The organism is Novosphingobium flavum (assembly GCF_014230315.1).
In the GTDB taxonomy this organism is placed as follows: domain Bacteria; phylum Pseudomonadota; class Alphaproteobacteria; order Sphingomonadales; family Sphingomonadaceae; genus Novosphingobium; species Novosphingobium flavum.
In genome coordinates, this window is sequence record NZ_JACLAW010000013.1 from 24,186 (window position 1) to 47,703 (window position 23,518).

General features: G+C 67.4%; 26 protein-coding genes. 17 read left to right on the forward strand and 9 right to left on the reverse strand.

Translation table 11 applies throughout. The annotated features are described in order from the left end of the window. Positions 1 to 67 precede the first annotated feature (67 nt). Positions 68 to 784 carry a DUF4136 domain-containing protein gene (locus H7F51_RS15390; RefSeq protein ID WP_185665203.1) on the reverse strand — a complete coding sequence of 239 codons (717 nt, stop codon included), beginning with the start codon at positions 782 to 784 and terminating at the stop codon, positions 68 to 70. Between the two features lie 229 nt (positions 785 to 1,013). Between H7F51_RS15390 and galE the strand changes: the two genes are divergently transcribed. The 5 genes from galE to H7F51_RS15415 all read left to right on the forward strand — a co-directional run bounded on the left by galE (position 1,014) and on the right by H7F51_RS15415 (position 4,393). Further along, positions 1,014 to 2,039, forward strand: a complete 1,026-nt coding sequence (gene galE, locus H7F51_RS15395) for a UDP-glucose 4-epimerase GalE (RefSeq protein WP_185665204.1) — start codon at positions 1,014 to 1,016, stop codon at positions 2,037 to 2,039. Positions 2,040 to 2,143: 104 nt separating this feature from the next. Further along, positions 2,144 to 2,269 (forward strand): type B 50S ribosomal protein L36, encoded by a 126-nt coding sequence (ykgO, locus tag H7F51_RS15400; protein WP_003046794.1) that lies wholly within the window; start codon positions 2,144 to 2,146, stop codon positions 2,267 to 2,269. 133 nt (positions 2,270 to 2,402) lie between these two features. Further along, positions 2,403 to 3,050, forward strand: a complete 648-nt coding sequence (locus tag H7F51_RS15405; RefSeq protein WP_185665205.1) for an HAD-IA family hydrolase — start codon at positions 2,403 to 2,405, stop codon at positions 3,048 to 3,050. A gap of 60 nt (positions 3,051 to 3,110) precedes the next feature. Next, positions 3,111 to 3,617, forward strand: a complete 507-nt coding sequence (locus tag H7F51_RS15410) for a winged helix-turn-helix transcriptional regulator (RefSeq protein ID WP_185665206.1) — start codon at positions 3,111 to 3,113, stop codon at positions 3,615 to 3,617. A gap of 50 nt (positions 3,618 to 3,667) precedes the next feature. Next, positions 3,668 to 4,393, forward strand: a complete 726-nt coding sequence (locus H7F51_RS15415) for a peptidylprolyl isomerase (RefSeq protein WP_185665207.1) — start codon at positions 3,668 to 3,670, stop codon at positions 4,391 to 4,393. A gap of 342 nt (positions 4,394 to 4,735) precedes the next feature. Here the strand turns inward: H7F51_RS15415 and H7F51_RS15420 are convergent, their stop codons facing one another. Both H7F51_RS15420 and H7F51_RS15425 read right to left on the reverse strand, forming a co-directional pair. Next, positions 4,736 to 6,244: a YifB family Mg chelatase-like AAA ATPase gene (locus tag H7F51_RS15420; protein WP_185665208.1), complete on the reverse strand. Its 1,509-nt coding sequence runs from the start codon at positions 6,242 to 6,244 to the stop codon at positions 4,736 to 4,738. Between the two features lie 65 nt (positions 6,245 to 6,309). Next, positions 6,310 to 7,548 carry a glycosyltransferase family 87 protein gene (locus H7F51_RS15425; protein ID WP_185665209.1) on the reverse strand — a complete coding sequence of 413 codons (1,239 nt, stop codon included), beginning with the start codon at positions 7,546 to 7,548 and terminating at the stop codon, positions 6,310 to 6,312. 288 nt (positions 7,549 to 7,836) lie between these two features. Between H7F51_RS15425 and H7F51_RS15430 the strand changes: the two genes are divergently transcribed. The 9 genes from H7F51_RS15430 (at position 7,837) to H7F51_RS15470 (ending at position 15,396) form a co-directional block, all read left to right on the forward strand. Next, positions 7,837 to 8,547, forward strand: a complete 711-nt coding sequence (locus H7F51_RS15430; protein WP_185665210.1) for an alpha/beta hydrolase — start codon at positions 7,837 to 7,839, stop codon at positions 8,545 to 8,547. 196 nt (positions 8,548 to 8,743) lie between these two features. Beyond that, positions 8,744 to 8,878 carry a 50S ribosomal protein L34 gene (gene rpmH / locus H7F51_RS15435; protein WP_011444236.1) on the forward strand — a complete coding sequence of 45 codons (135 nt, stop codon included), beginning with the start codon at positions 8,744 to 8,746 and terminating at the stop codon, positions 8,876 to 8,878. Positions 8,879 to 9,022: 144 nt separating this feature from the next. Next, complete coding sequence (gene rnpA / locus H7F51_RS15440) at positions 9,023 to 9,409, forward strand: ribonuclease P protein component (protein ID WP_185665211.1); 387 nt, start codon at positions 9,023 to 9,025, stop codon at positions 9,407 to 9,409. Continuing rightward, positions 9,406 to 9,615, forward strand: a complete 210-nt coding sequence (gene yidD, locus H7F51_RS15445) for a membrane protein insertion efficiency factor YidD (protein WP_185665212.1) — start codon at positions 9,406 to 9,408, stop codon at positions 9,613 to 9,615. Before rnpA ends, yidD begins: the two co-directional genes overlap by 4 nt. 42 nt (positions 9,616 to 9,657) lie before the next feature. Further along, positions 9,658 to 11,430 carry a membrane protein insertase YidC gene (yidC, locus tag H7F51_RS15450; protein WP_185665213.1) on the forward strand — a complete coding sequence of 591 codons (1,773 nt, stop codon included), beginning with the start codon at positions 9,658 to 9,660 and terminating at the stop codon, positions 11,428 to 11,430. Beyond that, positions 11,427 to 12,074, forward strand: a complete 648-nt coding sequence (gene yihA / locus H7F51_RS15455) for a ribosome biogenesis GTP-binding protein YihA/YsxC (protein ID WP_185665214.1) — start codon at positions 11,427 to 11,429, stop codon at positions 12,072 to 12,074. Before yidC ends, yihA begins: the two co-directional genes overlap by 4 nt. Before the next feature lie 89 nt (positions 12,075 to 12,163). Beyond that, complete coding sequence (locus tag H7F51_RS15460) at positions 12,164 to 12,829, forward strand: glutathione S-transferase family protein (RefSeq protein WP_185665215.1); 666 nt, start codon at positions 12,164 to 12,166, stop codon at positions 12,827 to 12,829. 37 nt (positions 12,830 to 12,866) lie between these two features. Further along, positions 12,867 to 14,000, forward strand: a complete 1,134-nt coding sequence (gene dapE, locus H7F51_RS15465; RefSeq protein ID WP_185665216.1) for a succinyl-diaminopimelate desuccinylase — start codon at positions 12,867 to 12,869, stop codon at positions 13,998 to 14,000. Between the two features lie 85 nt (positions 14,001 to 14,085). Continuing rightward, the gene (locus tag H7F51_RS15470) at positions 14,086 to 15,396 is read left to right on the forward strand and encodes a dicarboxylate/amino acid:cation symporter (protein WP_185665217.1); all 1,311 of its coding nucleotides are present in this window, start codon (positions 14,086 to 14,088) and stop codon (positions 15,394 to 15,396) included. Between the two features lie 101 nt (positions 15,397 to 15,497). On the opposite strand, the gene nth is transcribed toward H7F51_RS15470, so the two are convergent. After that, positions 15,498 to 16,154 carry an endonuclease III gene (gene nth / locus H7F51_RS15475; RefSeq protein WP_185665218.1) on the reverse strand — a complete coding sequence of 219 codons (657 nt, stop codon included), beginning with the start codon at positions 16,152 to 16,154 and terminating at the stop codon, positions 15,498 to 15,500. Continuing rightward, positions 16,151 to 16,879: a 4-hydroxy-tetrahydrodipicolinate reductase gene (dapB, locus tag H7F51_RS15480; RefSeq protein ID WP_185665219.1), complete on the reverse strand. Its 729-nt coding sequence runs from the start codon at positions 16,877 to 16,879 to the stop codon at positions 16,151 to 16,153. Before dapB ends, nth begins: the two co-directional genes overlap by 4 nt. A gap of 140 nt (positions 16,880 to 17,019) precedes the next feature. Here dapB and H7F51_RS15485 point away from each other — a divergent pair, with 140 nt between their 5' ends. Both H7F51_RS15485 and H7F51_RS15490 read left to right on the forward strand, forming a co-directional pair. Beyond that, positions 17,020 to 18,078, forward strand: a complete 1,059-nt coding sequence (locus H7F51_RS15485; protein ID WP_246448602.1) for a ThuA domain-containing protein — start codon at positions 17,020 to 17,022, stop codon at positions 18,076 to 18,078. Positions 18,079 to 18,083: 5 nt separating this feature from the next. Beyond that, positions 18,084 to 18,785 carry an NAD-dependent deacylase gene (locus tag H7F51_RS15490; RefSeq protein ID WP_185665221.1) on the forward strand — a complete coding sequence of 234 codons (702 nt, stop codon included), beginning with the start codon at positions 18,084 to 18,086 and terminating at the stop codon, positions 18,783 to 18,785. Here H7F51_RS15490 and H7F51_RS15495 read toward each other — a convergent pair. Beyond that, entirely contained in the window at positions 18,774 to 19,544 is a 771-nt protein-coding gene (locus H7F51_RS15495; protein WP_185665222.1) for a HesA/MoeB/ThiF family protein, read from the reverse strand. The genes H7F51_RS15490 and H7F51_RS15495 overlap by 12 nt on opposite strands. A 61-nt stretch (positions 19,545 to 19,605) precedes the next feature. After that, positions 19,606 to 20,508: a LysR family transcriptional regulator gene (locus tag H7F51_RS15500; RefSeq protein WP_185665223.1), complete on the reverse strand. Its 903-nt coding sequence runs from the start codon at positions 20,506 to 20,508 to the stop codon at positions 19,606 to 19,608. An 83-nt stretch (positions 20,509 to 20,591) separates the two neighbouring features. Between H7F51_RS15500 and H7F51_RS15505 the strand changes: the two genes are divergently transcribed. Next, positions 20,592 to 21,092, forward strand: coding sequence for an SRPBCC family protein (locus H7F51_RS15505; RefSeq protein WP_185665224.1), 501 nt, complete (start codon positions 20,592 to 20,594; stop codon positions 21,090 to 21,092). Positions 21,093 to 21,220: 128 nt separating this feature from the next. On the opposite strand, the gene dnaA is transcribed toward H7F51_RS15505, so the two are convergent. Together dnaA and rpsT are read right to left on the reverse strand one after the other, a co-directional pair. Beyond that, positions 21,221 to 22,657, reverse strand: a complete 1,437-nt coding sequence (gene dnaA / locus H7F51_RS15510; protein WP_185665225.1) for a chromosomal replication initiator protein DnaA — start codon at positions 22,655 to 22,657, stop codon at positions 21,221 to 21,223. Between the two features lie 551 nt (positions 22,658 to 23,208). Further along, positions 23,209 to 23,469 carry a 30S ribosomal protein S20 gene (gene rpsT, locus H7F51_RS15515; protein ID WP_185665226.1) on the reverse strand — a complete coding sequence of 87 codons (261 nt, stop codon included), beginning with the start codon at positions 23,467 to 23,469 and terminating at the stop codon, positions 23,209 to 23,211. Positions 23,470 to 23,518: the final 49 nt, after the last annotated feature.

The window sequence follows — 23,518 nt, forward strand, 5'->3', positions numbered from 1 at the left end:
TTGTGACCGCAAGGCGCGATTTGCAAGCCGTGCCTGCGCAAATGGCCGTGCCGGTGTGGGCGCGGCTTCAGGGCCGGCCGGGCACCGGGTCGGCCTTGCCGGGGAAACCGTCGAACAGGGCGGCGGCGAGGCGGTTGGCGATCGCGCCCTCGGTCCACTTGTCGTTGCCCTCGCGGGTGATCGTGTCGGCGCGGCCTTCCCACAGCACGGCGCCGGTGGCCTTGTCCCTGATCCGCGCCTCGAGCCGGCTGGCGATCAGCGCGCCCTTGGGCTTGGACAGGTCGACCGCGACGGCGAGGCCGAACATCGAGCCGCGGTTGGAAACGCCCACCGTCGCCTCGCCGCTGACCGGCTTCTTCACTTCCTGCGGGGCGACCTCGTCATGGCTGACGTGCAGTTCGACCACGGTCGCGGCCTCGGATTCGGGCGCATCGGTTCGGTAGCCGACCTGGGCGAGCTGATCGAGCACGGCGGCTTCATAAGTGGCCAGTTCCCGGCTCTCGACGCCCGATCCGGTCGGCGCGCCGCTGACCATGACCTTGCCGTGGCCGAGCGCATCGGCCGCCGTGCCCTCGCTGACGAAGCGTGAGACGGTGACGCGCCCCTCGGCGGCCTCGGCCGAGCGGGAAGGGGAGGAGGCGGGGTACATCGGACCGTCCCACGGCCCGCCGCCCCAGCCGCCGCCCCAACCACCACCCCAGCCGCGCGCGGCAGCGGGAAGGGGGGCAAGGGCTGCGCCAAGCGCGAGCGCCAGGACTGTGCGGGAGGCCAAAGACTTGGCCATAGACGGGGCCAAAGACAGGGCAGGGCGGGAGACAGGCATGAAAAATCGTCCTTTCGTCGTCCCCACCCAACCGACTATCCCGCGCCGCCTTGCCCGGCCATGAATGAACGGCCGCCGGGAAGGAGGGCGGGCCGGCTTGCGCGCTGCGGTAAACCCAATCAGTTTAACCCAAATGCTCCACTTCGCGTGCTAGCCGATCGGGGCAACAAGCCAAGGAATGATTCGCGCGATGTCCACTTCAAGGGTTCCGGTCCTGGTGACTGGCGGCGCCGGCTATATCGGCAGCCATGCGGTACTCGCGCTCAAGGATGCCGGCTGGCCGGTCGCGGTGATCGACAACCTGAGCACCGGTTTCCGCTTCGCCGTGCCGGAAGGGGTGCCGCTCTATCAGGGCGACATCGAGGACGGCGCCCTGCTGGCGCGGATCTTCGCCGAACAGGGCACGCGGGCGATCATGCATTTCGCCGGCTCGATCGTGGTCCCCGAATCGGTCGAGAAGCCGCTCGATTACTATCACAACAACACGGTGAAGAGCCGCGCCCTGATCGCCGCCGCCGTGGCCGCCGGCGTGCCGCACTTCATCTTCAGCTCGACCGCGGCGACCTACGGTGATCCCGCCGTCTCGCCGGTGACCGAGGCCAGCCCGAAGCAGCCGATCAATCCCTACGGCATGTCCAAGCTGATGACCGAGTTCATGCTGGCGGACACGGCGCGGGCGCATCCGCTCAACTTCTGCGCGCTGCGCTATTTCAACGTGGCCGGCGCCGATCCCGAGGCGCGCTCGGGCCAGTCGACCGCCGGGGCCACGCACCTGATCAAGGTCGCGGTCGAGGCGGCGCTGGGCAAGCGCAGCCATGTCGGCGTGTTCGGCACCGATTTCGACACGGCCGACGGCACCGGGGTGAGGGACTACATCCATGTCGCCGACCTCGCCTCGGCCCATGTCCTCGCGCTCGAGGCGCTGATCGCCGATCCCGCCCGCTCGCTGACGATGAATTGCGGCTATGGCCGGGGCTTCTCGGTGCTCGAAGTGCTCGACGCGGTCGACCGGGTGACCAACATGAAGATTCAGCGGCGGATCGAGGGGCGCCGCGCGGGTGATCCGGCCAGCCTGGTGTCCGACAACAGCCTGATCCGCGCTACCCTGCCGTGGCAGCCGCGCTTTGCCGATCTCGACACGATCGTCGCCCATGCCCTGGCATGGGAGCGGCGCCTGTCGGAGATCAGGACGGCGCAAATCCCCGCCGAAGCCTGAAGCGAAGGGCGCGATTTTAACCCCGCCGGCGGTTGACTCAGGGGGCGCCAGCGCCTAACGGCCCACTTCCAGTTTTCAGCGGTCCTCCGCCGCACGAGGTAGTCATGAAGATTCGCAACAGCCTGAAGTCGCTCAAGGATCGTCACCGGGATAACCGCGTTATCCGTCGCCGTGGCCGGACCTACGTGATCAACAAGACCAACCGCCGCTTCAAGGCGCGCCAGGGCTAAGCCCGGCGCCACGCGGTCTGGGCCTCCGTGGCCCGGCAGGCTGACGGCCCGCCTCCGACAGGGGAGCGGGCCGCCGCCGTTTCCGGGCTCCGCAAGGCGCGGCGCCGGACAGGCAGGGCCGAGGAGGCGATTCGTGCACGGTACTGACGGCAGCGATGGGGCCGAACGCTTCGCCCCGGTCGAGGCAGTGGTCTTCGACGTCGGTCGGGTCCTGTTCGAGTGGGACCTGCGCCATCTCTATGCCCCGTTGATTCCCGATCCGGCCGAGCTGGACTGGTTCCTCACCAATGTCGTCACCGAGCGCTGGCACTTCCAGCACGACGAGGGGCGCGGCGTGGCCGAGATGCTTGCCGAACGGCAGGCCGAATTCCCCGATCATGCCCACCTGATCGAGGCCTGGGCCTATCGCTTCAACGATTCGATCCCCGGCCCGGTGCCCGGCAGCTTCGCCATCGTCGAGGAACTGTCCGCGCGCGGTGTGCCGCTTTACGCCATCACCAATTTCGGGGCCGAGTTCTGGGCGGGTTTCCGCCCGCTTCACCCCATCTTCGATCACTTCCGCGACATCGTGGTCTCGGGCGTGGAGAAGATCGCCAAGCCCGATCCGGCGATCTACCGGCTGGCCGAGGCCCGCTTTGGCCATGCCCCCGGGGCCATGCTGTTCGTCGATGACAACCCGGCCAATATTGCTGCGGTGCGCGCTTGCGGCTGGCAGGGGCACCTGTTCCGCGATTCCGCCGCATTTTCCGGCGAATTGCAGGCCCGAAACATGATTGATTGATTGGAATAACGACGCTTTCAGCATATTGTCATATCGGGGACATGCTGGGGTACAGGGGATATGGCAAACATACGCGAGGTGATCGGCGTCGAATGCGGCCTGCCGACAGCCTTGGAGGTGATGGGAGAGCGCTGGTCGTTCCTCATCCTGCGCGCGGCCTTTCATCAGGTTTGCCATTTCGAGGAATTTCTCGCCGTGCTGGGCATTGCCCGCAACATCCTGTCCAACCGGCTAGCGCGGCTGGTCGAACATGGCATCCTGGCGCGCGAGCCGCAGCAGGACGATCGCCGCAAGATCGCCTACCGGCTCACGGCGAAGGGAACCGACCTGCTGCCCGCGCTGATCGCGCTGCGCCAGTGGGGTGAGCGGCACGGCCCCTGCGCTATGCCCAACCCGGTGCTGGTCGATCGGCGGGACTGCCTGCCGATCGCGCCGATCGCCATCCATGCCGCCGATGGCCGCGCGATCAACTACGACGACCTGATCTGGATCGAGCGCGCCGATATCGGCCGGCCCGGCGCCGCCTGCGCCGTCCTGCCGGTGGCGAGCGATGCGGTCCTGACCTGACGGCGCTGCGGGGCTGGTTTCGCAGGTCGGGGCAGGGCATGGTCACGGCGATGAATCGCCCCGCCATCCTGCTGCTCGCCCCGCTCGCCGCGGCCCTGCTCACCGCCGCCGCTCCGGCCAAGCGCAAGGCCGCCCCGCCGCCGCCCCGGCCGCCAGTGGCCCTGCCTATGGGCGACACGGTGCGCGTTGCGATCGTCACCGAAATGGGCACGATCGAGGCGGACCTCGATCACCTCCGTGCCCCGAAGACGGTCGAGAATTTCGTCCGCTATGTCGATGGCAAGCGGTTCGACGGGATGACCTTCTACCGCGCGATGCACCTTGATTGGGGTGACCAGCCCAACGGCCTGATCCAGGGCGGGTGGAGCGGCGATCCGCGCAAGGTCCTGCCGCCGGTCATCCACGAGCCGACCAGCCTGACCGGGATCAGCCACAAGGCCGGCGCCCTCTCCATGGCGCGTTTCGCGCCGGGCACGGCGACGTCGGATTTTTCGATCCTGCTGGCCGACCTGCCGCAGCTCGACGCCGATCCGAAGTCAGCCGATCCCGATCTTCAGGCGGGTTTTTCCGCTTTCGGCCATGTCGTCTCGGGGATGGATGTGGTGCGCCGGATCTGGGACGCGCCCCGCTCGCCGACCAAGGGCGAGGGGACCCCGCTCAAGGGCCAGCTGCTCGAACCGGCGGTAAAGGTGCTGAGCGTGCGGCGCGTGGTGCTTCCCGCAGCTGCGCCGCTTTCTCCGCCCGCGCCCGTTTCGCCACCTCCGGCCGCTCCCTGAGTGCGCGGAGGCTGGGCGGCCACGGCCACGCGGTTGTCGGCCGTCGAGGGACTCGGCGCGCTGCCGGATGGCTGGAATGTAGGGGGAGGCGCTGACCATAACGTCAGCGCGGCCGGAACTTACCCCGGCCAGTGCCACGCCCGGACCCAGCGATCGCGCTTGATCCGCCGGATCGGCGCGTTGCAATGTGCGCAATGGCCGACATAGTCTTCGCCGGCTTTCCTGACCCGCCGCCGATCCGGCTCGTGGTCGCAGAACATGCAGCGAATCCGCCCCCAGAACATAGCTCTGCCCCCCAGCCTGACTAACAGTATCACGCCGGGGTCGATTGCCCTAAGGCCGTCAGGCTCGCGGGGCTTGCCGGCGATAGCTCAGGGCCTCGGCAACGTGAACCCGGCCCACCGTTTCGGCCCCGGCCAGATCGGCCACGGTCCGCGCCACCCGCAGCATCCTGACATAGCCCCGCGCCGACAGCCGCATCGCCTCGGCCGCCTGCAGCAGCAGCTTGCGGCCCGCCTCGTCGGGGGTGGCGAAGCGGTCGAGCAGGTCGCCGTCCAGCTCGGCATTGGTGCGCGCGCCGTGTCCTTCGAGCCGCGCGGTCTGCACCGCGCGGGCCCGGCCCACGCGCTGCGCCACTTCGGCCGAGCCTTCGGCCGGGGCAGGCAGGGCAAGGTCCATCGCGCTGACCGGGTCTACCTCCACGTGGAGGTCGATCCGGTCAAGCAGCGGCCCGGAAACCCTGGACTGGTAGTCCGCCGCGCATTTGGGCGCGCGGCTGCAGCCCAGCGCCGGATCGCCGAGGTGGCCGCAGCGGCATGGGTTCATCGCCGCGACCAGCTGCACCCGCGCCGGAAAGGTGACATGGGCATTGGCCCGCGCCACCGAGACCTCGCCCGTCTCCAGCGGCTGGCGCAGCGAATCGAGCACGGCGCGCTGGAATTCGGGCAGCTCGTCAAGGAACAGCACGCCGAGGTGGGCCATGCTGACCTCGCCCGGCCGCACTTTCAGCCCGCCCCCGGTCAGCGCGGCCATGGAGGCGGAATGGTGCGGACTGCGGAACGGCCGGGCGCGGCTGATCCGCCCGTCCTCCAGCGTTCCGGCCACCGAGGCGACCATCGACACCTCCAGCGCCTCGGGCGGGGTCAGTTCGGGCAGGATGCCCGGCAGGCAGGCCGCGAGCAGGCTCTTGCCGGCGCCGGGCGGGCCGCACATCAGCAGGTTGTGCCCCCCGGCGGCGGCGATCTCGAGCGCGCGCTTGGCGGTTTCCTGGCCCTTGACCTGCTTGAGGTCCGGCCCGCGCGGCCCCTCTCCGGCCTCGCCCGGCCGGGGCACGGGCAGAACGGTCTGGCCCTTGAGGTGGTTGAGCAGCGAGACGAGGTCGGGCGCGGCCAGCACGGCCACCCCGCTCGCCCAGCGCGCCTCGGCCCCCTGCGCGGCGGGGCAGATCAGCCCCTTGTCCTCGGCGCTGGCATGGATCGCGGCGAGCAGCACCCCCGGCGTCGCCACGATGCGCCCGTCGAGCGACAGTTCACCCACGGCGATGTGATCGGCCAGTTGCTCGGCATCGGTAACCCCCATGGCCGCCAGCAGGGCCAGCGCGATCGGCAGATCGTAGTGCGAGCCTTCCTTGGGCAGGTCGGCGGGGGAGAGGTTGATCGTGATCCGCTTGGGCGGCAGCGCGAGGCCGAGCGAGGACAGCGTGGCCTGGACCCGCTGGCGGCTCTCGTTCACCGCCTTGTCCGGCAGGCCGACGAGATGGAACCCCGGCATCCCCGGAGCGACCTGGCATTGCACTTCGACGCTACGGGCCTCCAGCCCGAGATAGGCAACCGTCCGAACCAGCGCGACCAAGCAAACCCCCGTACAAAACCTTATCTTTGTGTAGGGCTATGCGGCAGGTCCTGTCGAGGGGGTGATCAAGGAAATGCCTGGATCGACGGCGCGATCGTGGCACCGCCGGTTGCCCGGCGCCGTCTGACCGCATTGGCCAGAATGGCGCACATGCCGAGGAGGCACGGGAACGAGATTGACCAGATTTCACTGGGCTGGACGAACCCCCAAGGCGCGGCAGTCATGGAGGCTAGCGCGAAATTGGCTGCCGAAAGCCATGAGAGCGCGCCTAGCGCCACCATTTCGAGGCCGGAAATGTATTGCACCGCGACAGGGGCGATCAATGCCAGAGCTATCGCCATGAAGGTCAGGTCGTAGTCATAGTTGTAGGGGCTAACGAACATTGATGCGGCAATGGTGTATGAAAGAACCATGCGATCATCTTTGCACCGCCTGGAAAGGATGAAGATTGAGGCGAGCGCGAATAGTGCGACCACAATCTGAAGTGCCATCGCCAAGCTGGCCCCCCATTCGAACCGATATGCCATGGCGTAGGCCGACGTCATGCGCCCAATCGGGAATTCGCCGTTCATCAAACTGGCCGTGGAAGCCTCCGAACTGTCGCGGAAGGCCTCCCAGACCGGCGCGCCCAGAGCGATCGTGGCCACGATCATGGCCGCAATTGCAATGGCGATCGCCTGGCCGGTCGTTCGCCAGCGCCGGTCGATCAGCACCAGAAACGCGCAGGCTACGGCAAGATGGGGCTTGATGATCATTGCGCCAAGCGCAAGGCCTCCACGCCTGCCTCGCTCCAGATAGTTCTGGGCGAAAAGGCCGACAAGGCCGGCGGTCAGGAACCCATTCTGGCCGCAGCGCACATTGATCAGCATGGCAGGAATAGTGAGTGCCAGCGCGAAGGCTGAGTAACGCCCCGCCAACTTGTAGACGGCCAGGCAGTACAGGCAAAAGGTCAGGCCGGTGAACGCCCCATACGAAAGTGCGTGCGGGAGTGTCGCAAAGGCTTCGACAACGGCAGTGAAGGGGGGCGGGTAGGCCCAAGGCATGAACTGCCAGTCGTGGAAATGCGCAAGCTGTGCCTGCCGAAGGCACTCCCATTCGTAAGCACATTCGACTTTGCCGTTCAGGGCGAGTTGGCCCACGACGTAGAAATCCTGAAAATCGGTGACGCCCATCACGCGAACGAAATTGGGGTGGGAGAGCAGCCACGCATTTGCGGCGATGCACAGTAACATCGAGGCGATGACGAGGGGGGCGAACAGCCGGTTCGAGGTCAGCCCGGCAACCAGCGGTGAACGAGGCTTCATGCTTTCCCCTGCCAGAGCCGATATTGAGCCGAAGCGGCTATTGCGCCGAAATTCGGTAAAGACAGCTGGGCGCCAAAATGAATGAAACAATTTGGCGAAGCAAGAAATCCGTCCGAGCATGAATATATGCTCATTATTCAAACTGAGTTGTCGCCGCGTGCGACCGAAGGTCTGGAAGGGCCGTTGCTTGATTGCGGCGCGGAAGGCGTCGCCGCAGCCTCTCGGTTAAGACAATCTTCACGCTCCCCGTGAGGCCGCTGGTAGCATTCCGGCGGGCATCCTGCGGCCATGCGTCCCCCCGCTCGCCTCGCTCCCGTTCTGCTGGCCGCCCTGCTCGCTGCCTTGCCGCGCCCCGCGCTGGCCGGGCAGGCGGTGACGGTCACGGTGATCGAGGAGGTCGTCGAGGAAGCAGTCCCGGCAGTCGGCGGCGAGGGCGGTTCCGATCGCTTCGTCGCCGCTGCCGCCCGCGCCCCCAATCCGCGCGGGATCGCCGCCTTTGGCCCGTTCCGGGTGCTGGACGACAATCGGGCTGCGCTCGTCGACGCGACCGACGAGCGCAGCCCGGCGGCTTTCGCGGCCATGCTGAAGGCCCATCCCGGCATCCGCCTGCTCGAACTGGTCGAATGTCCGGGCACGGACGATGACCGCGCCAACCTCGCGCTCGGGCGGATGATCCACGCCAGGGGCCTGTCGACTCACGTGCCCGATGGCGGTTCGGTCCGCTCGGGCGCGGTCGAGCTGTTCCTCGCCGGGGTCACGCACAAGGCCGAGCCGGGCGCCGAGTTCGCCGTCCACTCCTGGGCCGACGAGGATGGTCACGAACCTTCGGACTTCCCGATGAGCGCGCCCGAAAACCGGATCTATCTCGACTACTACCGAGAAATGGGCATGAGCGCGGCCGAGGCGCGGGCCTTCTATGACATGACCAATTCGGTCCCCAACGCCCAGGCCCGCTGGCTCAGCGCCGGGCAGATGGCCCAGTGGGTGCGTTACAACTGAGTCTTGTGCGTTGACCGGTCCCGCCTGACGGCGTGACCTCGCGCCACCCACCAACAAGAGACTCGCCGCAAGCCCTTCGCGGAGGCGAGGGACGCACTAACCCATTGACTCGAATCTCCGTCTCGCTTAACGGCGCCCTTCCAGTTTCAGCTGCCTTCGCGGGCGGCCTGTTTGTTATCGTATCAGAGGTTTCATCATGAAGCGCACCTTCCAGCCCAGCCGCCTCGTTCGCGCGCGCCGCCACGGCTTCCGTGCCCGCACCGCCACCGTCGGCGGCCGCAAGGTTCTCGCTGCTCGCCGCGCTCGCGGCCGCAAGAAGCTCTCGGCCTGATCGGTCGGGTGTTCCTCCGGCTCGTGCCGGGGGTTCGCGGATCCGGCCCGCTTTCCCTGCCCATGCATCCCGATGCGATTCGGGTGACTGGGCAGGGAAAGCGGGCCGAACCCGTTTCTGCGCCTGTGACCTGAATTGCCTTCGATGACCAAGCCGCAAGTTCTCACCCGGCGCGCCGATTTCCTCAGCGCCAATCGCGGCACCCGCGTTGCCCGGCCGGGCTTCGTCCTGCTCATCCGGGCGAACGAGACCGGCGCCCAGCGCTTCGGCATCACCGTCACCAAGAAAATCGGCAATGCCGTCGTCCGCAACCGGATGAAGCGCCGTTTCCGCGCCCTGCTGCGTGAGATCCTGCCCGAGGCGGGGCTGGCGGGCACCGATCACGTGCTGATCGGCCGCGAAGGCGGGATCGAGCGTGATTTCGCCCTGCTGCGCGAGGAGCTGCTGGCCGCGCTGGCCCGCGCGGGGGCGGGCAAGGGCGATCCGCCGCGGAAACGCCGCCCGGAAGGGAAGGGCGGGCCGCGGCGATGAAGCGTCTGCTGATTCTCGTCGCCCGCGCCTGGCAACTTGGCCCTTCGCGGGTTCTTCCGCCCACTTGCCGTTATGCCCCGTCGTGCTCGCAATATGCGATCGAGGCGCTTGAAAAATACGGTGCGATTAAGGGTGGCTGGCTGGCGCTTAAGCGTCTATTGCGCTGCCACCCTTGGGGCGGGCACGGCTATGATCCGGTGCCGTAAAGCGGCCCCGGCACTTGATGAAGAAAGACTTCGGGGACCTTCGTGGACAATCAGCGTAACCTGATACTGGCAGTTCTGCTGACCATCCTGCTCATCTTCGGCTGGGATACCGGCATGAAGTATCTGTACCCCGAGGCGAGCAAGCCCCGCCCGGCGGCCAGCGCTCCGGCTGCGCCCGGATCGGTCTCGGCCGATCCGGCGAGCGGCAAGCCGACGCGAGAGGGCGGGCTGACCAACGCGGCTGACCAGGCGCTCGAAGCGCGCGACCTGGCGACGGCGCTGAGCCCGGCCGGCCGCGTGGCCATCGCCGCGCCCGGCCTGTCGGGCTCGATCAACCTGACCGGCGCCCTGCTCGACGATCTCGTCACCAACCGCCACACCGCCACCTCGGACAAGAACAGCGGCGCCAACCGCGTGTTTTCGCCTGCCGGCACCCCGGCGCAGCACTATGCCCAGCTTGGCTGGTCCGGCCAGGGGGTGAACCTGCCCAATGCCCGCACCGTCTGGGCCGCGCCGCAGGGCGCGAAGCTCACGCCGCAGACCCCGGTCACCCTGACCTGGAACAGCGGGGCGGGCCAGACCTTCACGATCACCTATGCGATCGACGAGGATTACCTGATCACTGCGAAGCAGACCGTGGCCAATGCCGCCCCGGCGCCGATCAAGGTCCAGCCGATCGCCCAGCTCAACCGCACGGACAAGACCGCCTCGGTCTCGACCTGGACCCTGCACTCGGGCCCCTTCGGTGCCTTTGACGGCTCGGTTTCGTTCAAGCCCAACTACAAGGACGTGCTGGAAGCCCAGACCGTCACCAACGAGGGCAAGCCCGATTGGGTCGGCTTCACCGACATCTACTGGATGAGCGTGCTGGTTCCCGGCCAGAACGCGCAGGGCTCGGACTTCCGCGCGATCGGCAATGGCATCTATCTGGCTGACCTGTTCTACCAGCCGGTCGACGTCGCCCCCGGCCAGCAGGTGACGACCGAGACCCGCCTCTTCGCCGGCGCCAAGGAGTCGAGCGTGCTCGACCGTTACGAGGAAGCCGGGCTCGCCAAGTTCGGTCACTCGATCGACTGGGGCTGGTTCTTCTGGTTCGAAAAGCCGATCTTCTGGCTGCTCAAGGCCCTGTTCAAGACCGTGGGCAACTTCGGCGCCGCCATCATTCTGCTCACCCTGATCGTGCGCGGGATCATGTTCCCGGTCGCCCAGCGCCAGTTCAAGTCGATGGCCTCGATGCGCGCGATCCAGCCGAAGATGAAGGTGCTGCAGGAACGCTACAAGGAGGACAAGCAGAAGCTTCAAGAGGAGACCATGAAGCTCTACCGCGAGGAGGGGGTCAACCCGCTCGCGGGCTGCCTGCCGATCTTCCTCCAGATCCCGGTGTTCTTCGCGCTCTACAAGGTGCTGACCCTCGCCGTCGAAATGCGCCACCAGCCCTTCGCGCTGTGGATTCACGATCTTTCCGCGCCCGATCCGCTGCACGTCCTCAACCTGTTCGGCTTGCTGCCGTTCACCCCGCCGGGCTTCCTTGCCATCGGCATTCTCGCCCTGCTGCTCGGCTTTACCATGTGGCTGCAGTTCAAGCTCAACCCGGCGAGCCCCGATCCGGTCCAGCAGCAGGTCTTCGCCTTCATGCCGTGGATGATGATGTTCGTCATGGCGCCCTTCGCGGCCGGCCTGCTGATCTACTGGATCACCTCGAACCTGCTCACCATCGCCCAGCAGAAGTTCCTCTATGCGCGGCACCCGCAGCTCAAGGCGATGGTCGACAAGGAACGGGCGGACGTAGCCGCCGCGTCCAAGCGCGCCAAGTGAACGACCAGTCTGACCGCGACGAGCTGATCGAGCGCGCCCGGAAGCTTTTTTCCGGGCGCGTCGACTTCCTGTTGTCCGCCCCTGCGCTCAAGTTCCTGCCCGAGCCGACCGTGCCCGAGGTCGCCTTCGCCGGGCGCTCCAACGTCGGCAAGTCGTCGCTGCTCAATGCCCTGACCGGGCGCAAGTCCCTGGCCCGCGCCTCGGTCACTCCCGGCCGCACGCAGGAGCTGAACTTCTTCGAGGTGGGCGATCCGCTGTCCTTCCGGCTGGTCGACATGCCGGGCTACGGCTTCGCCAAGGCGCCGCCCGCCGTGGTCGAGAAATGGCGCCGGCTGGTGCGCGATTTCCTGCGCGGGCGGGTCGTCCTGCGCCGCACGCTGCTGCTGGTCGACGCGCGCCACGGCATCAAGCCGGTCGACGACGACATGATGAAGATGCTCGACGAGGCCGCCGTGGGCTACCGCGTGGTCCTGACCAAGGCCGACAAGATCAAGGCCAGCGAACTCGCCGAAGTCACCGCCCGGACCGAGGCCGAGGCCCGCAAGCACATCGCCGCGCACCCGCAGGTGCTGGTCACCTCGGCGGAACTGAAGATGGGCATAGACGACCTGCGTGCCGCCGTGCTGGAAGACGCGCTGATCTGATTTCCCCCGCCGCTGCCCCGGCGCACGGGGCTGCGACACGGGCTTGTTCAGTCTCGACAGGCTGGGCGTGAACGCATAGCCTCGCGCTCATGAAGCTCATCATCGGCAACAAGAACTATTCGAGCTGGTCGCTGCGCGGCTGGCTGGCGGCGAAGCAGTCCGGCCTGCACTTCGAGGAAATCACTATCCCGCTCTATGGCGAGGCATGGGACGCGGCCAAGCTCGACATGGGCGAGATCGCCCCGTCGCACGGCCGGGTGCCGGTGCTGTGGGACGGCGATGCCGTGGTGTGGGACAGCCTCGCCATCCTCGAATACCTCGGGGACAAGGTGGGGCGCGACCGGTTCTGGCCCAAGGCTGACGATGCCCGCGCCATGGCCCGCTCGATGGTGGCCGAGATGCACTCCAGCTTTTCCGCGCTGCGCACCCAGTGCCCGATGAACGTGCGCCGCCGCTTCGACGAGTTCGAGCTGCACCCGCAGACCCGGGCCGACGTGGTGCGCATCCTCACCCTCTGGGCCGAGGCGCGGGCCCGCTTCGGGCGGGGCGGCCCGTTCCTGTTCGGCACGTTCTGCGCCGCGGACGTGTTCTTCGCCCCGGTCGTCAGCCGCTTCCTCACCTATGCGATCCCCGTCCCCGGCTTCGCCGTCGCCTATATGCAGGCGGTGTGGGAGCATGACTGGCTCCAGGCCTGGGTCGAGGCGGCCGAGGCGGAGGAATGGGTGATCGAGCAATACGAAGGCCAGATGGCCTGAGCTTGTCTCGCGCGCCGTCCCGCCATATGCGCGGGGGATGACTGACGCCCGCACCGCCACCGACCTCGCCGAAGCGCTGATCGCCTGCCCCAGCGTGACCCCGGCCACCGGCCTCGTCTTCGATTGCCTCGAAGGCCTGCTGCGGCCGCTGGGCTTCGAGGTCCACCGCATGGTGAACGGCGAGGCGCCGGACGGTCCGGTCGAGAACCTCTACGCCGTGCGCCGCGGCCCCGAAGGCTCGCGCCACTTCGCCTATGCCGGCCACGTCGATGTCGTCCCCCCGGGCGAGGGCTGGACCAGCGCCCCCTTCCTTCCCGAGCGGCGCGGCGGGCTCCTCTATGGGCGCGGCGCGGTCGACATGAAGGGCTCGGTTGCGGCGATGATCCACGCGGCCGCCACGATCCCGCAAGAGGCCGGCACCCTCTCCTTCATCATCACCGGCGACGAGGAGGGCGCTGCCACTTACGGCACCGTCGCCCTGATCGACTGGATGCGCGCCCACGGCGAGCAGCCTGATCTTTGCCTCGTCGGCGAACCCACCTCGGTCAATCGCCTCGGCGACATGATGAAGGTCGGGCGCCGCGGCTCGGTCAACATCTGGATCGAGGTCGAGGGCAAGGAAGGCCACGTCGCCTATCCGCACCTGGCTGACAATCCGCTGCCCAAGCTGGTCGCCATCCTCGCCGAACTCGATGCCCTCGTGCTCGACGAGGGGACCGACTGGTTCCAGCCGAGCAATCTCGAAATCACCGACGTCTCCTGCGGCAACCCGGCCACCAACGTGATCCCGCCCAAGGCCTCGGCCCGCATCTCGATCCGTTTCAACGACCGGCATACCGGGGCAAGCCTCTCGCAACTGGTGGACCAGATCGCCACGCGCCACGGCGGCACCACCCGCCCGATCATCTCCGGCGAAGCCTTCCTCACCCAGCCCGGTGCCTTCTCCACCATCATCGCCGAGGCGATCCGCGCCGAAACCGGGGTCGAGGCCGAACTCTCCACCACCGGCGGAACCTCCGACGCGCGCTTCCTCAAGGCGGTCTGCCCCGTGGTTGAATTCGGCCTGTGCAACGCCACCATGCACAAGCGCGACGAAGCCGCCGCGATCGACGACCTCGAAGCCCTCTCGCGGATCTACGCGCGTATCGCCCAGGCGGTCCTCGCCGGCTGAAGCCTCGCCTACGCACGCCCGCGCATTTGCCGCGCGCGGGTAGTGCGGCTAGGCTCGCCGGAATGTGGCTGGTGAAGGGTTTTGCATGACGAAGCGGCTGACGATCTGGATCCTGGTCGGACTGGTGCTCGGCATCGCCATCGGCACGGCCCTGCATCACGCCTATCCGGAAGGTGATCCGACCCTCGCCACCATCGCCGATTTCCTGAAGCTGCTGCCCGACGTTTTCCTGCACCTGATCAAGATGATCATCGCCCCGCTGGTCTTCGCCACGCTGGTCACCGGGATCGCGGGCATGGGCGATTCTTCGGCGCTTGGCCGGATTGGCGGGCGGGCACTGGCCTGGTTCATCACCGCCAGCCTGATCTCGATCGGGGTCGGCCTGCTGCTGATCAACCTGTTCCAGCCCGGCGTCGGCCTCCAGTTCAAGGCGGGCGGAGACATCGGCGCCCTGGCGACGTCGGACTTCACCTTCCGCCACTTCGTGCTCGAGGTCTTCCCGACCAGCGCGCTCGACGCCATGGCCAAGAACAACGTCCTGCAGATCCTCGTGTTCTCTCTGTTCGCGGGCGTCGCGCTCTCGGCCCTGCGCGAGCGGGGCAAGATCATCGTCGAAGGCTGCGATGCGCTGGCCCAGCTGATGATGCAGATGACCGACTATGTCATGCGCTTCGCCCCGTTCGCGGTGTTCGGGGCCATGGCCTCGGTCATCGCGATCCGCGGCTTCGGCATCGTCATCACCTATGCAGCGCTGATGAGCGAGTTCTACTTTGGCCTCGCCATCCTCTGGACCATCCTGTTCGGCATGTGCGCCATCGTCCTCAGGAAGCGGGCCCTTGCGCTGGTCCGCTACATCCGCGAGCCGGTGATCCTCGCCTTTTCCACCGCCAGCTCGGAAAGCGCCCTGCCGCGCCTGTTCGAACAGCTCGACCGTTTCGGCGTTCCGCGCCGCATCTCGGGCTTCGTCCTGCCGCTCGGCTATTCGTTCAACCTCGACGGCTCGATGATGTACACGTCCTTCGCGACCATGTTCATCGCCCAGGCCTATGGCATCCACCTCTCGATCGGCCAGCAAATCGCCATGCTGCTGACCCTGATGGTCACGTCCAAGGGCATCGCCGCCGTGCCCCGCGCCAGCCTCGTCGTCATCGCCGCCACGCTCACCCAGTTCGGCCTGCCGGTTGAAGGGATCGCCCTGATCCTCGGAGTCGATACCTTCCTCGACATGGGCCGCACCGCCACCAATGTGGTCGGCAACGCCGTCGCCACGGCCGTCATCACCAAGTGGGAAGGCATGCTCCAGCCGATGCGCGATCCCGACGCCCCGATTGGTGAAGCCCCGCACGACACGCCCGAACACGGCAAGCGCGGCCTGCATCTCGATCCGGAGCAGTAAATCTCCCCGGCCTCGTCATTGCGAGGAGCGCAGCGACGAAGCAATCCAGGGCGGGAGGCGAGGCGCTGGATTGCTTCGCTACGCTCGCAATGACGAGGCGGCTAGGCCTTGGCCTTGCCGCCCTTCTGCAGCACCTTGTCCTTGAACGCGCACAGGTCCACCACCGGGCAGCGCCAGCATTCGGGCGTCCGCGCCTTGCAGATGTAGCGGCCGTGCAGGATCAGCCAGTGATGCGCGCCGACGCGGAATGGCTGCGGCACTTTCTTTTCCAGCTGCTTTTCGACCGCGAGCGGCGTCTTGCCCTTCGCAAGGCCGGTGCGGTTGCCGACGCGGAAGATATGGGTGTCGACCGCGAAGGTCTCGGCCCCGAAGGCGCAGTTCAGCACGACGTTGGCCGTCTTGCGGCCAACGCCGGGAAGCGCGGTGAGGGCGTCCCGGTCGGCCGGAACCTCGCCGCCATGATCGCGCACGAGGATTGCGGAGAGGGCGATCACGTTCCTGGCCTTGGAATTGAACAGGCCGATGGTCTTGATGTGCTCCTTCAGCCCGTCCTCGCCCAGCGCCACCATCTGCTCGGGCGTCTTGACCTCGCGGAACAGCGCCCGCGTTGCCTTGTTGACGCCGACGTCGGTCGACTGGGCCGAGAGCACCACGGCGACGAGCAACTGGAAGTGATTGCCGAATTCCAGCTCGGTCTCGGGCGAGGGGTTAAGCTCGGCGAGGCGTCGGAAGAACTCGAAAATCTGCTCCCGCTTCAAAGGCCGAGAACCTCGGGCATCCGGTAACGGCCCGGCTCCTTGCCGATCAGCCACTGGCAGGCGCGGACCGCGCCCTTGGCGAAAATGCCGCGATTTTCCGCGAGGTGGGAGAGCGAGATGCGTTCGTTGTCGGCCAGCAGGTGGACCGTGTGATCGCCCGCGACCGAGCCGCCGCGCAAAGCCGCAAAACCAATCGTGCCAGCCTCGCGCGCGCCGGTGATTCCGTCGCGCCCGCGCACAGCATGTTGGGACAGGCCGATCCCGCGCCCTTCGGCGGCGGCTTCGCCCAGCAGCAGAGCCGTGCCGGAAGGCGCATCGACCTTCATCCGGTGGTGCGTCTCGACGATTTCGATGTCCCAGTCCTCGCCCAGCCGGCTCGCCGCCTCGCGCACGAGGTGGGCCAGCATATTGACGCCGAGCGAGGTATTGCCGGTCTGGAGCACGGCGATCTGTTCGGCCGCGCTGTCGATCAGCCAGTGGTGGCGTTCCTCAAGGCCGGTGGTGCCGATCACGATCGGCACGCCGGCAACGATCGCCGCATGGAGATTGCCCTCGAGCGCGGCGGGGCTGGAGAAATCGACCAGCACGTCGCTCGCGGCGGCCAGTGCCGCCACGTCGCCATCGCGGTCGATCCCGCCCGAGACGGTCTCGCCCGCCGCCGTGATCGCCTCGGCGAGCGCCTTGCCCATCCGTCCGGCACTGCCGATAATTCCGATCCGCGACACTTGCTTGCCTCCACCCGATGGCCATGCTGAACTCGCGCCAGCGAATGGCGCACAAACGGATGCGAGACAAGCGTCGAAGGGGAGGCGGAAGCGAGATGCGGGGATTGAGGGTTGTGGCGGCCATCGCGGCCAGTTGCGCAATGGCATTGGCCAGCCCGGCTGCCGCGAAAGCGCCGCTGCTGTCCTGCCCGCTGGCCGGGGCGCCGTTCTCGGTCGATGGGCCGCTGGTCGATGTCCTGCTGTCGCCGCGCGCCTCCGCCCTCCTGCGCGCCGCCTTTCCCGGCAAGGTCGAGGGCTTGCCCCCGCTCATGGCGACAACAAAGGCGCCCACTTTCGGGGCGATCATGTCCATCCGGGGCATGGCCAAGTGGATGGGCTGGCCGACCGCGTCGCTCGCCGCGCTCGATGCCGATCTGCGCCAATTGCCCGTCACCGGGGCTGATCGCATCGCCCGCTGCGCCAGGTATGACGATGATCGCCCGGTTTTCCGCCTTCCGCCCCGCAAGCCCGCGATCCTGCTGTTCGCCAAGATCACCGGCTTCCGCGATGGTCCCTCGGTCGAGGCCGGCCAGCGCGCGGTCGAACGGCTGGCGCGCGAGAACGGCTGGGCCGTGGTCGTCACCGACAAGGGCGGGGTCATGCGGCCCGAGATCCTGCGCCGGTTCCGCGTCGTGGTCTGGAACAATGTCAGCGGCGATGTGCTGACCCTGCCGCAGCGCGCCGCCTTCCGCCGCTATGTCGAGCAGGGCGGCGGCTATGTCGGCATCCATGGCAGCGCGGGCGATCCGCTGGCGTTCTGGGACTGGTATCTGGACCGGCTGGTCGGCGCGCGCTTCCTTGGCCATCCGCGTGATCCGCAGTTCCAGCGGGCAACGATCCGCATGGAGCGCTCTCCGCTCGGGGCCAAGGTTCCGGCCGAATGGTCGCTCACCGACGAATGGTATTCCTTCACGGCCAATCCGCGCCAAAGCGGCGCCCATGTCGTCGCCACGCTGGACGAGAGGAGCTATGCGCCGGGGCCTGAATTCACCATGGGCGATCACCCGATCGCCTGGACCCGTGACGTTGGGCGGGGGCGGTCGTTCTATTCGGCCATCGGCCACCGGCCCGAGGTCTATGACGATGCGCGGGTTCTCGAACTGATGCGGGCGGGGATCGCCTGGGCCGGAAAACTCGGCCCGAACCTGAAAGAGCGCTGAACATCATGGGCAAGCCGGCCAACATCGTCGTCCTGACCGGAGCGGGCGTTTCCGCCGAGAGCGGGATCGACACCTTTCGGGACGGCGGCGGGCTGTGGGAACAGCACCGGGTGGAAGACGTCGCCACGCCCGAGGCTTTCGAGCGCGATCCGAACCTCGTCCTCAGGTTCTACGACATGCGCCGCGCCGCGATCCAGACCAAGCTGCCCAACCCCGCGCACGATGCCCTGGCCCGGCTTGACCGGGAATGGCGCGGCAAACTGCTGATCGTCACGCAGAACGTCGATGACCTCCACGAACGGGCCGGGGCCGCCCGCGTGCTGCACATGCATGGCGAGCACCTCAATGCCTGGTGCACCTATTGCGATGGCCGTTCGCGCTGGACGGGACCGCTGATCGACCGTCCGGCCTGCCCGCGCTGCGGCTCGCGCGCGCTCAGGCCCGATGTCGTCTGGTTCGGCGAGATGCCCTACCGGATGGACGAGATTCACGCCGCGCTGGGCGAGGCCGACCTGTTCGTCTCGATCGGCACCTCCGGCGCGGTCTATCCGGCGGCGGGCTATGTTCGCCTCGCGCGCGAGATGGGCGTGCAGACGCTCGAGCTCAACCTCGAACGCTCGCAGGGCTCGGCCTGGTTTCACGAGACCCGGCTTGGCCCGGCCTCCGAACTGGTCCCGGCCTGGGTGGATGAGGTGTTAGGCGCCTGAGCAGGCCCGGCAGCCCGTATCCTTGGGCACCTTGATCGTCCGCAGCGAGGGGGTGAGGCCGTCGAACAGGTGCAACTGGCCCCACTGCGGGTCGCCCAGCACCGCGCGGCCTTCCAGGATCACCCGGATCGCCTGCATTGCGCCGAACGTGCCGATCATGCCGGCCATGGCTCCCAGCACGCCGTCGGCAGCACAGGTGTCGCAGTCCTCGGCGTCGAAGGCATCGCCCACCCAGCAGCGATAGCAGGGCTGGCCCGGCAAGTGCCCGGCAAAGTTCGCCACCTGCCCCTGGAACCGGCCCAGCGCCGCGCTGGTGAGCGGCACGCCGGCCTTCACGCAGGCATCGGACACGGCAAGGCGGGTTGCGAAGTTGTCGCAGCCATCGAGCACCACCGTTGCACCGGCGATGCAGTCGCCCGCATTGGCCCGGTCGAGGCGCAGGCGCAGCGCGTGGACCTCCAGCGCAAGGTCGAACCGCCGCACCCAGTCTGCCGCCGCATCGGCCTTGCTCTGGCCAAGATTTGCGAGCGAAAACAGCGTCTGGCGCTGAAGGTTGCTCGCCTCGACCACGTCGTCGTCGATCAGGGTCAGCTTGCCGATCCCGGCGGCGGCCAGATATTGCAGCGCCGGAGACCCGATCCCCCCGCACCCCACCAGCACGACATGAGCCTCGGTCAGCGCGACCTGCCCGGCGCCGCCCACCTCGGGCAGGACGATGTGGCGGGCGAAACGGTCGAGACGGTCAGCGGGCAGGGCCATGGCGCCGGGATTTAGGGCAGCGCGCCCCAAGCGCAAGGGTCAATCGAGCGGCCAATCCGGCTCAGGCCGCCCGCGCCGTCTCGAACAGGAGCCCACGCAACCAGCGGTGCCCCTCGTCGCGGTGCGTGCGTTCGTGCCAGACCGCGATCTTGGTGAAGCCCGGCACCGGCAGGGGCAGGGGTCGGATCGCCAGCCCCGGCATGTCACGCAGCAGCCGGCGCGGCACCGTGGCGATCAGGTCGGTGCTGCGCAGGATTCCGGCCAGAACGAGGAAACTGCTGACCGACAGGACAACCCGGCGGGAGCGCCCCAGCCCGGCCAGCGCCGCGTCGGCCACTCCCGCAAAACCGCCACCCGCGAGCGACACCAGCGCATGGTCCAGCGCGCAATAGCGATCCAGCCCGAGCGGGGCTGCGGCATCGGGATGATCTTCGCGCAGCGCCACCACATAGTCTTCCTCGAACAGGGTGCGGGCATGTAGCGCGGGCAGGGCGGTCTGCGGGGTGGTCAGGGCGAGGTCGAGATCGCCGGTATCGAACCGGGCCTGCAGGGCAAGGCTGTCCGCCGCCAGCGCCGCCACCCGGATGCCCGGCGCTTCGACGCGCAGCCGCACCAGGAACGGCGCGACCACGGCCTGCAGCGCATAGTCGGTCGCGGCCAGGGTCAGGGTCATGTCCGCCTCGGCCGGGACGAAGGCCGGGCGCTGCAGCAGGGCCTCGGCCGCTTCCAGCACCTGCCGTACCGGCCCCGCCAGTTGCAGTGCCCGCTCGGTCGGCAGCATCCCCCTCTGGCCGCGCACGAACAGCGGATCGCCAAAGGCATCGCGCAGCCGCGCGAGCAGGCCGCTCACCGCCGGCTGGGTCAACCCGAGCCGCTCCGCCGCCCGCGTCGCATTGCACTCGATCAGCAAGGCATCGAGCGCCTTGAGCAGGTTGAGGTCGAGCGACCTGATATCACGAATCATGATTATCTCGATGAACGATGCTTATTGGACTTATATCATGGCGAGGACCATTTGCGACGGGGTAACGAAGAAGGAACCCTGTCATGCACGCAATCGTCTGGCCGGAAGGCTATGTCCCCGGCTTCTCGGACAATTTCGCTTCGAACGAAGTCATCGTCGCCGGCCTCGCCGCCGCGCGGGTCTGGCCCCTGCTGGCGCGTCCCGAGGCCTGGCCGACTTACTACGAGAACTGCTCGGACATTGCCTTCCACGGCGCTGCCGGGCCCGAACTGGCCGCAGGCACGCGCTTCTTCTTCCGCACCTTCGGCTTTCCGGTCGAATGTGAAGTGACCGAGTACGAAGTCCCCGAAGGCAATCGCCCCGGCCGCGTCGCCTGGCACGGCTGGTCAGGCGAGGGTGACCAGCGCCTCGACGTCCACCACGCCTGGCTGGTCGAAGACCTCTCCGGTGGCCGCGTCCGCGTGCTTACCCAGGAAACCCAGAACGGCGCCCCGGCCAAGGAACTCGCCGCGGCCGTGCCCAACCCGATGATCAATGGCCATCAGGCCTGGCTGGTCGGGCTGATCGCGGCGGCGCAGGGGTAAGGTTCGCGGAACGCGCCGCGCCCGCCCGCCCTGTGGACAAGGCGGGGGATTCCCGGCGGAGAACTGCGGGAAAAGCATGGAAAAACGGCCCGGGCATCGCTGTCCGGGCCGTTTTGCATGTCAGGTGATCAGCTTTCGAGCTGGCGCAGCAGGCTGCGCACGTCGCCGTCCATATCGGCGTCACGCGTGCGCAGGTCTTCGATCAGGCGCACGGCGTGAATCACCGTGGAGTGATCGCGCCCGCCGAACTTGCGCCCGATTTCCGGGTAGGAACGCGGGGTGAGCACCTTGGCGAGATACATCGCCACCTGACGCGGACGGACCACGGCGCGGGCACGGCGCTTGCTTGCCATTTCCGTCCGGTCGACCCGGTAGAACTGGCAGACGGTGCGCTGGATCTCGTCGATCGTGATCCGGCGGCGGTTGGCCGAGAGGATGTCGGTCAGCTGTTCCTCGGCAAGCTGGAGCGAGACCTTCTGTCCCGTCAGCTGGGCATAGGCGATCAGCTTGTTGAGGCCGCCAACCAGTTCGCGCACGTTGCGGTTGATCGTGCGTGCGAGGAACTCGACCACGTCGGCCGGCACGTCGGCCGGGGCGAAACGGGCGAGGCGATGCTCGAGGATCGAGCGGCGCAGGTCGATGTCGGCCGGCTGGATATCGGCGACGAGACCCATCGACAGGCGCGAGAGAAGGCGCTGCTCGACCCCGTCGAGCGCCTGGGGTGCGCGGTCGGCCGCGAAGACCAGCCGCTTGCCTTCGTTAAGCAGGGCGTCGATCGTGTAGAGCAGCTCTTCCTGGGCGCTGGCCTTGCCGATGATGAACTGGATGTCGTCGACCATGAGGAGGTCGAAGCCGCGCAGGCGCGCCTTGAATTCGATCATCTGGTTCTGGCGCAGGGCCTGGACGAATTCGACCATGAAGCGCTCGGCCGAGCAGTAGAAGATCCGGCCGCGCGGGTGGTTGGCGAGGAACGCATGGCCGATCGCGTGGAGCAGGTGAGTCTTGCCCTGCCCGGTCGCCGCCTTGAGGTAGAGCGGCGAGAACTGGGGCTTTTCGGGCGCAGCCATGCGCTGCGCCGCGTTACAGGCCAGCACATTGGCCGTGCCGGTGACGAAGGTCGTGAAAGTCAGCGAGGGATCGAGGCCGATCGAGGGCTGGCCGAGCGTGGCGAACTCGCCGCCGGGCATGGTGAGCGGGGCGGGTTCGGGAATCGGGGCGGTGGGGGCGCCGTCATTGGCCGGGCGGCGCGAGGAGGGCTGGCCGGCAAGGCGCAGGTCGGGCATCTGGCGGCGCGCCGGATGCACCGAGATGCGCACGTTGCGCACTTCGCTGCGGGCGATCTTCCACGCCAGGCTCAGCCGGTCGGCGAAACGGTCCGCCACCCAGTTGGCCGAAAATTCGGTCGGCAGGAACAGGTCCAGCGTGCCGGTTTCCTTGCAGAACGAGCCCAGCTGGATCGGCTTGATCCACTGCGTGTGCAACTGCTGGCCGAGGTCCTTTCGCAGGCCCTGGCTGATATCCGCCCAGTCCGCGGCGAGGTCGAGTGCTTCTTTATCTTCCATCATTCGCGCTTCGTCTGACTTACCTTTATGCGCCATGCCCTTGGATTTGGACATACCTTCCATGGACACGCCCGAAGCGCGCTGTCCCCCCGTTGCCTGCGTCACAAGAAATGCTCCCCCAGCCAAGCCAGACCCGAACAATCGCGGTGCCGCAAACCCCCGCAAGCGGCAGACAAAACAACCCCCACAGCCGAAATGCGAGATTCGGCCGCCAGCGCTGATTTGTTCCGTGATACCCCCGAAGGAATCTCCGTCGGGGACAAGAGCGAGTTATGGACTTGAATCGGCGCAGGGCAAGCGCCGGGCTGCAAAAAAATTGAAATAAATCGCCTTGACTTCGACTGACCCCAACAATTCCGCCTTTTCATCAAAAAACCGCAGAATTCAGCGCTTTTTTGACTGTGCGGGAGTCCGAATCGCGCAATTTCCGAGCTTTGCTGCAAGGGCGATAAAACGGCGTGCAGCAGGCAACAAAAATGGCCGGGGGAGGGCCCCCGGCCATGTTCTGTTTTCGTGCCGCCTCCGGGTTATTCCGGAGAAGCGAATCGGGTGCTTCAGAGCGCCGCGACCGCCTTCGACAGGCGCGAGAGCTTGCGCGAAGCGGTGTTGCGGTGAAGGACGCCGCGAGCCACGCCGCGAGCCAGTTCCGGCTGTGCTTCCTTGAGGGCCTCTGCCGCCGCCGGCTTGTCGCCACCGGCGATCGCCGATTCGACCTTCTTCACGAAAGTGCGGATGCGGCTGATGCGCGCACCATTGATCTCGGCGCGCTTCTCGTTGCGGCGGATGCGCTTGCGGGCTTGCGGCGTATTGGCCATGTCGATCCTTCGTTCGGCCCTGCGGCCTTGTCCTGAAAATCCGTGCAAA